This is a genomic window from Pseudomonas sp. GW821-FHT04D07 (genome assembly GCF_059420225.1).
The window spans coordinates 1-14,165 of record NZ_JBWKTH010000001.1 but is presented as its reverse complement, the minus strand read 5'-3'; the positions used below and the strand labels follow the sequence as shown (position 1 = coordinate 14,165).

General features: G+C 63.2%; 10 protein-coding genes. All 10 read left to right on the top strand.

The features are described from left to right. Positions 1 to 189: 189 nt before the first annotated feature. The 10 genes from alg8 to AC07T0_RS00005 all read left to right on the top strand — a co-directional run bounded on the left by alg8 (position 190) and on the right by AC07T0_RS00005 (position 13,978). Positions 190 to 1,671 carry a mannuronan synthase gene (gene alg8 / locus AC07T0_RS00050; RefSeq protein ID WP_494999279.1) on the top strand — a complete coding sequence of 494 codons (1,482 nt, stop codon included), beginning with the start codon at positions 190 to 192 and terminating at the stop codon, positions 1,669 to 1,671. A gap of 36 nt (positions 1,672 to 1,707) precedes the next feature. After that, complete coding sequence (locus tag AC07T0_RS00045; protein WP_494999278.1) at positions 1,708 to 2,886, top strand: PilZ domain-containing protein; 1,179 nt, start codon at positions 1,708 to 1,710, stop codon at positions 2,884 to 2,886. Positions 2,887 to 3,102: 216 nt separating this feature from the next. Then, positions 3,103 to 4,551 (top strand): alginate biosynthesis TPR repeat lipoprotein AlgK, encoded by a 1,449-nt coding sequence (gene algK / locus AC07T0_RS00040; RefSeq protein WP_494999867.1) that lies wholly within the window; start codon positions 3,103 to 3,105, stop codon positions 4,549 to 4,551. Beyond that, positions 4,548 to 6,032, top strand: a complete 1,485-nt coding sequence (locus tag AC07T0_RS00035; RefSeq protein WP_494999277.1) for an alginate export family protein — start codon at positions 4,548 to 4,550, stop codon at positions 6,030 to 6,032. The genes algK and AC07T0_RS00035 overlap by 4 nt, the downstream gene beginning before the upstream one ends. Continuing rightward, positions 6,032 to 7,648, top strand: a complete 1,617-nt coding sequence (gene algG, locus AC07T0_RS00030; protein WP_494999276.1) for a mannuronan 5-epimerase AlgG — start codon at positions 6,032 to 6,034, stop codon at positions 7,646 to 7,648. Before AC07T0_RS00035 ends, algG begins: the two co-directional genes overlap by 1 nt. An 11-nt stretch (positions 7,649 to 7,659) precedes the next feature. Next, the gene (locus AC07T0_RS00025) at positions 7,660 to 9,093 is read left to right on the top strand and encodes an alginate O-acetyltransferase (protein ID WP_494999275.1); all 1,434 of its coding nucleotides are present in this window, start codon (positions 7,660 to 7,662) and stop codon (positions 9,091 to 9,093) included. 11 nt (positions 9,094 to 9,104) lie between these two features. Continuing rightward, complete coding sequence (locus tag AC07T0_RS00020) at positions 9,105 to 10,223, top strand: mannuronate-specific alginate lyase (RefSeq protein WP_494999274.1); 1,119 nt, start codon at positions 9,105 to 9,107, stop codon at positions 10,221 to 10,223. 334 nt (positions 10,224 to 10,557) lie between these two features. After that, entirely contained in the window at positions 10,558 to 12,108 is a 1,551-nt protein-coding gene (locus tag AC07T0_RS00015; protein WP_494999273.1) for an MBOAT family O-acyltransferase, read from the top strand. Positions 12,109 to 12,119: 11 nt separating this feature from the next. Continuing rightward, on the top strand, positions 12,120 to 13,298 hold the full coding sequence (locus AC07T0_RS00010; protein ID WP_494999272.1) for an alginate O-acetyltransferase: 1,179 nt from the start codon (positions 12,120 to 12,122) through the stop codon (positions 13,296 to 13,298). A gap of 14 nt (positions 13,299 to 13,312) precedes the next feature. Further along, positions 13,313 to 13,978 carry an alginate O-acetyltransferase AlgF gene (locus AC07T0_RS00005; RefSeq protein WP_494999271.1) on the top strand — a complete coding sequence of 222 codons (666 nt, stop codon included), beginning with the start codon at positions 13,313 to 13,315 and terminating at the stop codon, positions 13,976 to 13,978. Positions 13,979 to 14,165: the final 187 nt, after the last annotated feature.

The window sequence follows — 14,165 nt, the reverse complement described above, 5'->3', positions numbered from 1 at the left end:
AGCAATCGCTACGCGGTTGATCGCCGGCAAGCCAGCTCCTACATGGACGGGGTTGAACGCGAACATTACGTACGACTCCGCACTGTAGGAGCCGGCTTGCCGGCGATGGCGTCCGCAAGGACGCCTCGCCTGCCTTAACCCCACCGAGCCCGCCGACAGGCCCGCCCGAGACAGAGACGGATGCAGATTATGCACAGGCTAAAACACGGCCTTCTTCAGGCCGCCGGTTGGCTGTTCTACTTGAGTTTGCTGATGGGTCTGGCCGTGTTGCTGCCCACTTCGACCTTCGACGCCGACTCCAAGGACTTTATCTTCCTGATCGGGGCCGTGGGCATCTGGCGCTACGCCATGGGCGCCACCCATTTCGTCCGCGGGATGATTTTCCTCTACATCGTCTACCCGCACCTGCGCCGCAAAGTGCGCAAGCTGGGCAAGGCCGCGGACCCGTCCCAGGTGTTCCTGATGGTCACCAGCTTTCGCATCGATGCGCTGACCACCGCTCAGGTCTACCGCTCGGTGATCCGCGAAGCCATCGACTGCGGCTTCCCAACCACCGTGGTCTGTTCCCTGGTGGAAATGTCCGATGAGCTGCTGGTCAAGAGCCTCTGGGCGAAAATGAACCCGCCCGCTCACGTCACCCTCGACTTCGTGCGTATCGCCGGCACCGGCAAGCGCGACGGCCTGGCTTTCGGTTTCCGCGCCATCTCCCGCCACCTGCCGGACGACCGCGCCGTGGTCGCGGTGATCGACGGCGACACCGTGCTCAGCGAAGGCGTGGTGCGCAAGACCGTGCCCTGGTTCCAGCTGTTCGGCAATGTTGGCGGTCTGACCACCAACGAGTTCTGCGAAGTGCGCGGCGGCTACATCATGAGCGAATGGCACAAGCTGCGCTTCGCCCAGCGCCACATCAACATGTGCTCCATGGCCCTGTCCAAGCGCGTGCTGACCATGACCGGACGCATGTCGGTGTTCCGCGCCAGCGTGGTCACCAACCCGGACTTTATCGCCGACGTCGAAAGCGACTCGCTGCAACACTGGCGCCTGGGCCGCTTCAAGTTCCTCACCGGCGACGACAAGTCCAGCTGGTTCAGCCTGATGCGCCTGGGCTACGACACCTTCTACGTGCCCGATGCGGCGATCCACACGGTGGAACACCCGCCGGAAAAGAGCTTTATCAAATCCAGCCGCAAGCTGATGTACCGCTGGTACGGCAACAACCTGCGGCAGAACTCCCGTGCCCTGGGCCTGGGACTGCGCCGCCTCGGCCTGTTCACCGGCGTGGTGCTGTTCGACCAGCGCGTGTCGATGTGGACCTCACTGCTGGGTCTGACCGTGGCGCTGATCGCCAGCTTCAAGTACGGCATCGCGTTCATCCTCGCCTACCTGCTTTGGATCGGCCTGACCCGACTGATCCTGACCCTGCTGCTGGCCTGTTCCGGGCACAGCATCGGCCCGGCCTACCCGGTGATCCTCTATTACAACCAGATCGTCGGCGCACTGATGAAGATCTACGTGTTCTTCCGCCTCGACCGTCAATCCTGGACCCGCCAGGACACCAAACTGAGCCGCGACCTCGCCAGCTTCCAAGGCTGGTTCAACACCTGGTCGTCCCGAACCATGACCTTCTCCGCCGGTAGCATTTTCGTCGCCGTGCTGATGACGATGGTTTGACCCGACCCGCCTGAATTAGTGAATGGAGCTTTACCCATGAATTCCCAAGTCAATGCCAACGTCGTCCACGAATCCGAAGCCCAGCGCCAGCATGCGCGGGTGAAAATCCCGGCCAAGCTGCGCTTCCTCGGCAGCGCGAGCCAGCCCCTGGAAGTGCGGGTGCATGACCTGTCCGCCGGCGGCCTGAGCTTCAATGTCCCGCCGCAACAGGCCCTGACCCTGAAGCTCGGCGAGGTGTACAAGGGCCGCCTGCAATTCGTTATCGACAACCTCGGCCTGGCCATGGATGTCGAGTTGCAGGTGCGCGCCTACGACCGCCAGAGCGGCCGGGTCGGTTGCCAGTTCCAGAACCTGGAGCAGCAGGACATCGGTACTCTGCGCCACCTGATCACCTCGCACCTGTCCGGCGACATCGTCAACATGGGCGACGTGCTCGCCACCCTGCAGCGCGACAACTTCACCAAGGCGCGCAAGAACAAGGACGACGGCGGCGGCATGAGCGCCTTCGGTCGCCTGCGCGCCGTGACTTTCAGTCTCGGCATCTTCGTGGTCGGCCTCGCGGCCTTCGGCTTTGTCCTGAAGTCGGTGTATGGCCTGTACTTCGTCAGCCACGCCCAGGCCGGCCTGGTCAGCGTAGCGGGCATGAACATCACCATGCCCCGCGATGGCACCGTGCAAAGCCTGATCAAGGAAGACGGCGTCGCCGCCAAGGGTGCGCCGCTGGCGACTTTCAGCACCAGCATGCTCGATGTGCTCAAGGGGCATCTCGACGAAAACCAGCTGCAACCGGCCAAGATCGAGGAACTGTTCGGCAAGCAGATGACCGGCACGCTGACTTCGCCTTGCGATTGCACGGTGGCGCAGCAACTGGTCGCCAACGGCCAATACGCCAGCAAGGGCGATGTGATCTTCCAGCTGGTGCCTAGGGGGAGCCAGGCGAATGTCGAAGCGCGCTTCTCCTATCGGCAGTTTGGCGACGTGCGTCCAGGCACCCGGGTGAACTTCCAGATCGCCGGCGAAGCGCAGGTGCGTCAGGGCAAGATCATCAGCAGTAGCAGCCTGAAAAGCAGCGACCTGTCCTCGGATATCCGTGTCCTGATCAAGCCTGACGAAAGCCTCGACAGCAGCCTCGCCGGACGCCCGGTGGAGGTCAACAGCGACCGTGGCCCGAACATCAACTGGCTGATCGACAAAGCCATGGCCGCCGGTCTGTAAGCGGAGGACATGCCTGTGAATAATCGTCCCCCTTACGAGTGCCCTGCACTCGATCGCGAGCAAGCTTGCTCCTACAGTGAGCCGGTTGCCCACACGATCGACTGCACCACGACCCCCAGCGTAATCGATGATGGCGACTTTCTTGCCCGCCACGCTATCGACTGTGCCACGAGCCCCAGCGTAATCGATGATGGCGGATTTCTTGCCCGCCGCGCTATCGACTGCGCCACGAGCCCCTGTAGGAGCGAGCTTGCTCGCGATAGATCTCAAAGCCACCGCCACCTCGCCCTGAGCACCCTGACCCTGGCCATCGCCCTGACCGGTTGCGCCGGCCTGCCCGACCAGCGTCTGGCCAATGAAGCGCTCAAGCGCGGCGATACCACCCTGGCCGAGCAGAACTACCGCAAGCTGGCGGACCTGGGCTACAGCGATGCACAGGTCGGCCTGGCCGATATCCAGGTGGAAAGCCGCGACCCGGCCCTGCTCAAGCAGGCGGAAGCGACCTACCGCGCCGCCGCCGACACCTCGCCCCGGGCCCAGGCGCGCCTGGGCCGCCTGCTGGTGGCCAAGCCCGGCGCCAGCGAGGCCGAACACCACGAAGCCGAAGACCTGTTGAAAAAGGCCTTCGCCAACGGTGAAGGCAACACCCTGATCGCCCTGGCGATGCTCTACCTGCAATTCCCGCAGAGCTTCCCCAACGTCAACGCCCAACAACAGATCAACCAATGGCGCGGCGCCGGTTACCCGGAAGCGGGCGTGGCTCAAGTGCTGCTCTACCGCACCCAGGACACCTATGACCAGCATCTGGATGAGGTGGAAAAGATCTGCAAGAGCGCGCTCCACAGCTTCGACATCTGCTACGTCGAACTGGCCACCGTGTACCAGAAACGCGCCCAACCGGAGCAACAGGCCGCCCTGCTCAAGCAACTCCAGGCCGCCTACAGCCGTGGCGCCGTCGGGGCCCAAAGGATCGACAGCGTCGCCCGGGTGCTCAGCGATGCGAGCCTCGGCCAACCGGACACCAAGACCGCGCAAGCGCTGCTCGAACAGATCGCCCCCGGCTACCCGGCATCCTGGGTCAGCCTGGCGCAACTGCTCTACGACTTCCCCGACCTGGGTGACGTCAAGCAGATGCTGGAATACCTCGACAACGGCCGCGCCGCCGACCAGCCCCGCGCCGAACTGCTGCTGGGCAAGCTCTACTACGAAGGCAAGTGGGTGCCGGCAGACGCCAGGCAGGCCGAGGCGCACTTCCAGAAAGCCCTCGGTAAGGAGGTCGCCGCCGATTACTACCTGGGGCAGATCTATCGTCGCGGCTACCTCGGCCAGGTCGACTCGCAAAAGGCCCTCGACCACCTGCTCAAGGCTGCCCGCAACGGCCAGAACAGCGCCGACTTCGCCATTGCCCAACTTTTTTCCCAGGGCAAAGGGACCAAACCCGACCCGCTCAACGCCTACGTCTTCAGCCAACTGGCCAAAGTCCAGGACACCCCACTGGCCAATGAGCTGGCCCAACAACTCGACACCCAACTGCCGCCTGCCCGACGTGCCGATGCTCGGCGCCTGCTGCAACAGGAGCAGCGCCTGCGCGGGACCCTGAGCCGCAATCCGCTGGACCTGCAACAAGTCCTGCAAGCAGGCGACCGCGAGGAAAAAACCTTATGACACTCAATCCATTCGTCAAGGCTGGTATCGGCCTGAGCTTCGCCCTGCTCTGGTCCTGCCCGAGCCTGGCGGCGATCACCGAGACCAAGAACTTCGGCCTCGAAGTAAAAATCACCGGCCAATCCGAAGACGACCGCGACCTCGGCACCCTCAAGGGCGGCGACGTCAACGGCATCGGCCTGGACCTGCGGCCATGGGTCTACGGCGAACGTGGCAACTGGAGCGCCTACGCCATGGGCCAGGCCGTGACCGCCAGCGACATCATTGAAACCGACACCCTGCAACAGTCCGATGCCAGCCAGGAAACCTCGAGCAACGACGCGCGCAAACCGGATAAAAGCTACCTGGCCCTGCGCGAATTCTGGATCGGCTACAAGGGCCTGACGCCTTATCCGGGCGAGATGCTGAAACTCGGTCGCCAGCGCCTGCGCAATGACGACGGGCAATGGCGCGACACTAATATCGAAGCGCTGAACTGGAGCTTCGACACCACCCTGCTGCGGGCCAACCTGGGCGCCGCCGAGCGCTTCAGCGAATATCGCACCGACCTCACCGAACTGGCGCCCAAGGACAAGGATCGCCTGCATGTCTACGGCGATGTTGCCTACCAGTGGACACCCGGCCAGTGGATTGGCCTGCGCGCCCACCACACCCACGACGACGGCAAGCTCGACTACCCGACACCGGGTGTCGCCGCCGACCCGCTGGATAAAAAAGCCAACGGCGACCTGACCTGGCTTGGTCTGGAAGTCGACAGCGATGCCTACAATTTCAGAAACACCAACACCGTCAACTACTGGGCCAGCCTGACCGGCATGAGCGGCCAGCGCGACCGCGTCAACCCGCTCAACGCCGACGGCAGCCAGCCGGCAGACGCCACGCGCGGCAACCATATCAACGGCTGGGCCAGCGACCTCGGCGTGCGCCTGCGTCTCGACCCGAACTGGCAGGTCGGCGCCGCCTATGCCCGCGCCAGCGGCGACTACGAACAGAACGGCCTGGAAAGCAACCGCTCGAACTTCACCGGTACCCGCACGCGGACCCACCGTTTCGGCGAAGCCTTCCGTGGCGAAATGAACAACCTGCAGACCGCCACCCTGTTCGGCTCCTGGCAGCTGCGCGAGGACTATGACGCCAGCCTGATCTACCACAAGTTCTGGCGCGTCGACGGGCAAAAGGACGTCGGCAGCAACGGCATCAACGCCGTGCAGAACAACTACGACGACGCCACCGGTGCCCTGCTCTCCAGCGCCTCGCTGCCCTTGCAGGACGGCAAGAAGGACCTCGGCCAGGAAGTCGACCTGGTCGTGACCAAGTACTTCAAGCAAGGCCTGCTGCCCGCCGCCCTGAGCCAATCGATCGACGAACCTTCAGCGCTGGTGCGCTTTCGCGGCGGCGTGTTCAAGCCCGGCGATGCCTATGGCAAGAGCGTCGATTCCTATATGCACCGCGCGTTTGTCGACGTGATCTGGCGCTTCTGATGCAGACCGCCAAGGGAGTGACCGAGATGAACCACAGCGCCCTGCAAGGCTCGCTCAGCGTATTGGCCGGCGCCCTGCTGTTGGCCAGCAGCGCGGCCTTTGCCAGCGTCGAAGCGCCGCCCGGCAAAATCGAGCACGCGCCGACCCTGGCCAAGGAACTGCAACAGGCCAAGACCTACACCGTCAGCAGCGCGCCGACCGCGCCGCTGCACCTGGAAAAACCCCAGTTGCCTGACCTCAGCGGCTACACCGGCGAGGCCGTTGCGGCGAAGATCGGGCGCGGCAAGCCGGGCAAGATCAGCGTCCGCCGGATGATGCAGGAAGACGCCCTCAAGGACTTTATCGGCGGCGACAACAAGATGGCCGAGTGGGTGGTGCGCCAGCACGGCATTCCCCAGGCGATCTTCATCGACGACGGCTATATCAACCTCAAGGACCTGAGCAAAAAACTGCCCAAACAGTACATCAGCGAAACCTCGCCGGGGGTATTCCTGGCCAGGTTGCCGATCGTGGTCGGGCGCAAGGGCATCCTTGAAATCGACGGCCAGACCCAGGAGCTGCGGCTGTCCCAGGAAGGCGGTTCGTTCCTGGTCAACGACGGCCAACTGTTTATCCGTGACACCCAGGTCACCGGCTGGCGCGAAGCCGACAATGGCCCGGCAACCTTCCGTTCGCCCAAGGAATTCCGTCCGTTCCTGCTGGCCTGGGGCGGCACCGAAACCTATATCGTCAATAGCCGGATGGCCAGCTTCGGCTATGCCAACAGCAAGTCCTACGGTGTGAGTATTTCCCAGTACACGCCGAAGATGGCCCAGGTGCTCAAGCGCCCCGAGCCGACCGGCTGGATCATCGGCTCCGAGTTCTCGGACATGTGGTACGGCTTCTACTGCTACGAGACCCGCGACTTCGTGGTCAAGGGCAACATCTACCGCGACAACATCGTCTACGGCATCGACCCCCACGACCGTTCCCACGGGCTGATCATCGCCGACAACAGGGTGCACGGGACCAAAAAGAAACACGGCATCATCCTTTCCCGGGAAGTGAACGACAGCTTCATCTTCAACAACCGCAGCTATGACAACCAGCTCTCGGGCCTGGTGATCGACCGCAACAGCGTCAACAACCTGATCGCCTACAACGAGATCTACCAGAACCGCACCGACGGCATCACCCTCTACGAGAGCGCCGACAACCTGATCTACGCCAACAAGGTCATCGGCAACCAGCGCCACGGCATCCGTATCCGCAACAGCGTGAACATCCGCCTGTACGAGAACGTCGCCATGGCCAACGGCCTGACCGGGGTCTACGGCCATATCAAGGACCTGAGCGACACCGACCGCGACATCAAGCTCGACCCGTTCGACGCTCAGGTCTCGCTGATCGTGGTCGGTGGCGAACTCGCCGGCAACGGCAGCGGCCCGCTGTCCATCGACTCGCCGTTGAGTGTCGAGCTGTATCGGGTGTCGATGCTCGCCCCGACGAAAAACAGCGGCATCAGCTTCAGCGGGATTCTCGGCGATCGCCAGGATGAAATTCTCGACCTGCTGGTGCGTCAGCAGAAAGCCGTGCTGATCGACCCCGTCGAACGCCAGACCCCCTTGCCGGATTGAGGACGACCTTTATGAACCCACACCTGATCAAACTGCTCGGCCTGTCGGGCCTTGCCGCGGCAATCTTCGCCGCCAGCGGCAGCCTCAAGGCCGAGGAAGTCCAGGCGCCGAATTTCACCGCCGAGCCCTGCTGCAGCCTGTGCCCGGCGGCCCATGACGCGAAGAACTACACCACCCGCTACCAGCAGAACTTCACCACCCTGGTCCAGGCCCAGGGCGACTGGCTGTTCCGCACCCAGGAAGACCTGCGCACCGAGTTCGACACCAGCCCCGCCGGCTACCGGCGTCTGCAACAACTGCGCGATGCGTTCAAGAGCAAGGGCGTGGAGTTGGTGGTGGTGTACCAGCCGACCCGTGGTTTGGTGGATCGCAACAAACTGTTCCCGGCCGAGCGCGCCAAGTTCGACTATGAAAAAGCCCTGGGCAACTACCAGGCGATGCTCGGGCGTTTCGCCAAAATGGGCTACCACGTGCCGGATCTGTCGCCGCTGACCAATGAACAACAGGCCCACGATTTCTACTTCCGGGGTGACCAGCACTGGACCCCGTATGGCGCCGAGCGCACCGCGAAAATCGTCGCCGAGACGGTGAAAAAGATCCCGGGCTTTGCCGACATTCCCCATCGCGAATTCGAGACCAGGGTTTCCGGGCGCATGGGCAAGACCGGCACCCTGCACAACATGGCCGGCCAGCTCTGCGGCACCAGCTACGCAATCCAGTACATGGAACAATTCAGCACCGAACCCAAGGGCGAAGCGGCGGACGGCGACCTGTTCGGCGACGCCGGCAACCCGCGGATCACCCTGGTGGGCACCAGCCACAGCGGCAAGAACTACAACTTCGCCGGCTTCCTGCAACAGTACATCGGTGCCGACATCCTCAACGTCGCATTCCCCGGCGGCGGTCTGGAAGGCTCGATGCTGCAGTACCTGGGCAGCGAGGAATTCCAGAAAACTCCACCGAAAGTGCTGATCTGGGAATTCTCGCCGCTGTATCGCCTGGACCAGGAAACCATCTACCGGCAGATGATGGCCCTGCTCGGCAACGGCTGCGAAGGCAAGAGCGCCGAGATGAGCGCCAGCACCACGGTCAAAACGGGCAAGAACGAACTGCTGGTCAACCGCAACAACCGCGACCTGCGCAACAGCGCGCACCAGGTCGACATCCGTTTCGCCGACACCTCGGTGAAAACCCTGCACGCCACCCTCTGGTACATGAACGGCCGCCACGAGGACATCAAGATCGAGAAACCGCCAACCTCCGACACCGACGGACGTTTCGCCTTTGAACTGCGCACCGACGAAGACTGGGCCAACCAGAACCTGCTGGCGCTCGAAGTCCAGGGCCCGGAAGCCGGCGGCGCGCCACAGCAAGTCGAGGCGAAAATCTGCAAACGCAACGTATTCCCCAGCGCCGAGCCCCCTGTGGCACGGGCCGGGCTATGAGGTGCCTACCGATGAAACTCCGCACACTGCTTGTTCCTTCACTGCTCGGTTTGGCGATGCTCGCCAGCTCGGCCCACGCCGCCGCGCCGCTGCGCCCGCCCCAGGGTTACCTGGCCGCCATCGACAAGGTCAAGAGCGGCGACAACGGCGGCGGCTGCGACGCCATGCCCCAACCCTACACCGGCTCATTGCAGTTCCGCAGCAAATACGAGGGTTCCGACAAGGCTCGGGCGACCCTCAACGTACAGTCGGAACAAGCCTTTCGCGACACCACTGCGGACATCACCAAAATGGAACGCGGCACCAGCAAACAGGTGATGCAGTTCATGCGTGACGGTCGCCCGGAACAGTTGAGCTGCACCCTGAACTGGCTGACCGCCTGGGCCCAGGCCGACGCGCTGATGTCCAAGGACTTCAACCACACCGGCAAATCCATGCGCAAATGGGCCCTGGGCAGCATGGCCTCGGCCTATGTCCGCCTGAAGTTCTCCGACTCCCAGCCGCTGGCCACCCACCAGAAGGAAGCGCAACTGATCGAGGCCTGGTTCAGCAAGATGGCCGACCAGGTGGTCAGCGACTGGGACAACCTGCCGCTGGACAAGACCAACAACCATTCGTACTGGGCCGCGTGGTCGGTGATGGCGACCGCAATCGCCACCGACCGTCGCGACCTCTTCGACTGGTCAGTGAAGGAATACAAGGTCGGCGCCAACCAGGTCGACCCGCAGGGTTTCCTGCCCAACGAGCTCAAGCGTCAACAACGGGCCTTGGCTTATCACAACTACGCGTTGCCGCCGCTGTCGATGATTGCCAGCTTTGCCCTGGCCAACGGCGTGGATCTGCGCCAGGAAAACAATGGTGCGCTCAAGCGCTTGGGTGATCGGGTGTTGGCCGGGGTGAAGGATCCGCAGCAATTCCAGGCCAGAAATGGCAAGGACCAGGACATGACCGACCTCAAGGTCGACTCGAAATTCGCCTGGCTGGAACCCTACTGCACGCTCTACACCTGTCCGCCGGACGTGCTTGAACACAAGCATCAGATGCAACCGTTCAAGACCTTCCGCCTCGGCGGCGACCTGACCAAGGTCTACGACCCGACGCACGAAAAGGGCAACAAACAAGGGAATTGAAGCGCTGGAACAACCTGTGGCGAGCGGGCTTGCCCTAATGCCAGTCAGTTAAGGCTGAACACGGCCCTTGTGGGAGCAGAGCTTGCTCGCGAAGAGGCCCTTGAGACCGCTAAAAGCTTCGCGGGCAAGCACCGCTCCCACAGGTTAAGTGGTGTTTTCAATACCCCATTTCCTTAACTGAACGGCATTAGGGCAAGCCCCCTCGCCACAGGGAATCGCCTTCACCACAAGTCAGTGCATGACAGTGGACCTACGTAATACACCCCCCCGATTTCCATGGGGGGTTTGGGGGGGCTTCGGCCCTTGACCGTTGATGAAACAAGGAGAGCTCGGGATGGTCTTTTCATCCAATGTGTTCCTGTTCCTGTTCCTGCCGATCTTTCTCGGCTTGTACTACCTGAGCGGGCAACGCTATCGCAACCTGTTGTTGCTGATCGCCAGTTACCTGTTCTACGCCTGGTGGCGGGTCGACTTCCTCGCGCTGTTCGCCGGCGTCACCCTATGGAACTACTGGATCGGCCTCAAGGTTGGGGCCGCTGGCGTGCGTAGCAAACCGGCGCAACGCTGGCTGCTGCTCGGCGTCGCCGTCGACCTGGGCATCCTCGGCTACTTCAAGTACGCCAACTTCGGTGTCGACAGCCTCAACGCGATCATGACCTCGTTCGGCCTCGAACCCTTCATCCTCACCCACGTGCTGCTGCCGATCGGGATCTCGTTCTACATCTTCGAGTCCATCAGCTACATCATCGACGTCTACCGTGGCGACACCCCGGCCACCCGCAACCTGATCGACTTCGCGGCCTTCGTGGCGATCTTCCCGCACCTGATCGCCGGCCCGGTCCTGCGTTTCCGCGACCTCGCCGAGCAGTTCAACAACCGTACCCACACCCTCGACAAATTCTCCGAGGGCGCCACACGGTTCATGCAGGGTTTTATCAAGAAGGTCTTTATCGCCGACACCCTGGCGGTGGTCGCCGACCATTGCTTCGCCCTGCAACAACCAACCACCGGCGATGCCTGGCTCGGCGCCCTGGCCTACACCGCGCAGCTGTACTTCGACTTCTCCGGCTACAGCGACATGGCCATCGGCCTGGGCCTGATGATGGGCTTCCGCTTTATGGAGAACTTCAAGCAGCCGTACATCAGCCAATCGATCACCGAGTTCTGGCGGCGCTGGCATATCAGCCTGTCGACCTGGCTGCGCGACTACCTCTACATCACCCTGGGCGGCAACCGCAAAGGCACGCTGACCACCTACCGCAACCTGTTCCTGACCATGCTGCTCGGTGGCCTGTGGCACGGCGCCAACCTCACCTACATCGTCTGGGGCGCCTGGCACGGCCTTTGGCTGGCGATTGAAAAAGCCCTGGGCATCGACACCTCGCCACGCCGTTTCAACCCGATCCGCTGGGCCCTGACCTTCCTGCTGGTGATCATGGGCTGGGTGATCTTCCGTTCCGAAAACCTCCACGTCGCCGCCCGCATGTACGGCGCCATGTTCAGCTTCGGCGAGTGGTCGCTGTCGGAACTCAACCGCGCCAGCCTCACCGGCCTGCAAGTGGCGACCCTGGTGCTGGCCTACGCGACCCTGGCGCTCTTTGGCCTGCGCGACTTCTACCGCAACCCGCCTACCACCAAGGCCAAACCCGCCGACGGCCCGGCCACCGCGCAACCTGACCTGATCAAGGCGGTACCTGGTGAAACGGCCGGCAGCATTCACGAACCCGGCTACAGCGTCGGCACCGAAGCCCAAGTGCAACCGGCCTACGGGGTCGCCGACTGGCCGCGTTATGTGATGCGCACCCTGGTCCTGCTGCTGTTTATCGCCTCGATTCTCAAACTCTCGGCGCAAAGCTTTTCGCCGTTCCTTTACTTCCAGTTCTGAGGGAGCCGACCATGACCCGCTCATTCCGCATCCTCTACATCGCCCTGTTCCTCGTCACCTTGCTGGCGCTGGGGCTGTGGTCGCTGCGCAGCTTTATCGGCTTCAGCAGCAACCCCGACGCGACCCTGCTCGACGGGCGCTGGACCAAGGCCGTGGAAACCCGCTACGACACTGAATTCCCAATCAAGCGCCTGGGCACCAACCTCTGGGCCGCGCTGGACTTCAAGCTGTTCAACGAAGGCCGTCCGGGGGTAGTGCTGGGCCGCGACCAGTGGCTCTACAGCGACGAGGAGTTCAACCCGGTTGCCGGCGAGCAGCAGAACCTGCAAGGCAACTACGCGCTGGTCGAAGGCGTGCGCCAGACCCTCAAGGCCAAGGGCGTGAAACTGGTGTTGGCGATCGTTCCGGCCAAGGTCCGCCTGTACCCGGAACACCTGGGCGACGTACGTCCGGCGAGTATTCACGCCAACCTCTACCAGGACTTCCACGCCCGGGCCGCCGCCGAGCGGATCCTTGCTCCCGACCTGCTGGGCCCGATGCAACAGGCCAAGCAACAAGGCCAGCAAGTATTCCTGCGCACCGACACCCACTGGACCCCGGACGGCGCGCAAATCGCCGCGACCCAACTGGCCGACGCCATCGGCAAGCACGCCCCGCTCAGTGGCGAACCGCAGCGCTTTGTCACCGAAGCCGAGAAGACCGAACCACACAAGGGCGACCTGACCCTGTTCCTGCCGCTGGACCCGCTGTTCAGCAACCTGATGCCGCCCCAGGAACCGCTGGAAAAACGCAGCACCCGCGCCGCTGACGATCAGCCGGCCGCTGGCGATGCGCTGTTCGCCGACAACCAAGTCCCGGTGGCGCTGATCGGCACCAGCTACAGCGCCAACCCGAACTGGAACTTCGTCGGCGCGCTGAAGCAGGCCCTGCACCGTGACGTGGTGAATTACGCCGAAGACGGCCACGGTCCGATTTTGCCGATGCTCGCTTACCTGGAAAGCGACGCCTTCAAGAACAGCCCGCCGCAGGTACTGATCTGGGAATTCCCGGAGCGCTACCTGCCGGTCAACAACGAAATCGGCGATGCCGACCCCAAGTGGGTCGCGCAATTGAAAGCCACGGGGCTGCACCAACAGAACCTGGTCCAGAACACACCTAAATCCGAGTCGCCCGAACGGGCGCAAAACTGAAAGAGGTACTTCCCATGACCTTCAACATCACTCGTAAAAACAGCCAAGGCCGCGCGGTCAAAACCCTGGCCCTGGCCGCGGGCCTGAGCCTGCTGTCGTTGTCCGTCTGGGCCGGCGATTCCGCCCTGTACGGCCCGGTCGCACCGAAAGGCTCGAGCTTCGTGCGTATCTACAACGCCAGCAACCAGGAGGTCAGCGCCACCGTCGGCGCCACCGCGCTCAACGACGTGGCACCGCTGGCCAGCAGCGATTTCAGCTTTATGCCCGGTGGTGACTACAGCGCCAAGGTCGGTAGCCAGAGCCTGCCGGTGAAACTCGCCGCCGACCACTATTACACCCTGGTCAACAGCACCAGCGGCCAGCCGCAACTGATCGAAGAGCCGCCGTTCAAGAACAAGCAGAAGTCATTGGTGCGGGTGCAGAACCTGAGTGACAAGGCCCTGACCCTGAAAACCGCCGACGGCAAGACCGACGTGGTCCAGGCGGTGGCGGCCAAGGGTCGTGGCGAGCGCGAAATCAACCCGGTGAAAGTCAGCTTCGCCCTGTACGACGGCGACAAAAAGATCAGCGACCTCAAGCCCGTGGCCCTGGAGCGCGGTGAAGCGGCGGTGCTCTACGTCACCGGCAGCGGCAGCAGCCTGTCGCCGGTCTGGGTCAAGCGCCCGGTTTCGACCCGCTGATGAATTCGCCGGACGAACACAAACCTCGTGGCCCCCGCCAATGAACCTGTGGGAGCCAACCTGTGGGAGCCAACCTGTGGGAGCCAACCTGTGGGAGCCAACCTGTGGGGGCGGGGGGGGGGGGGGGGGGGGGGGGGGGGGGGGGGGGGGGGGGGGGGGGGGGGGGGGGGGGGGGGGGGGGGGGGGG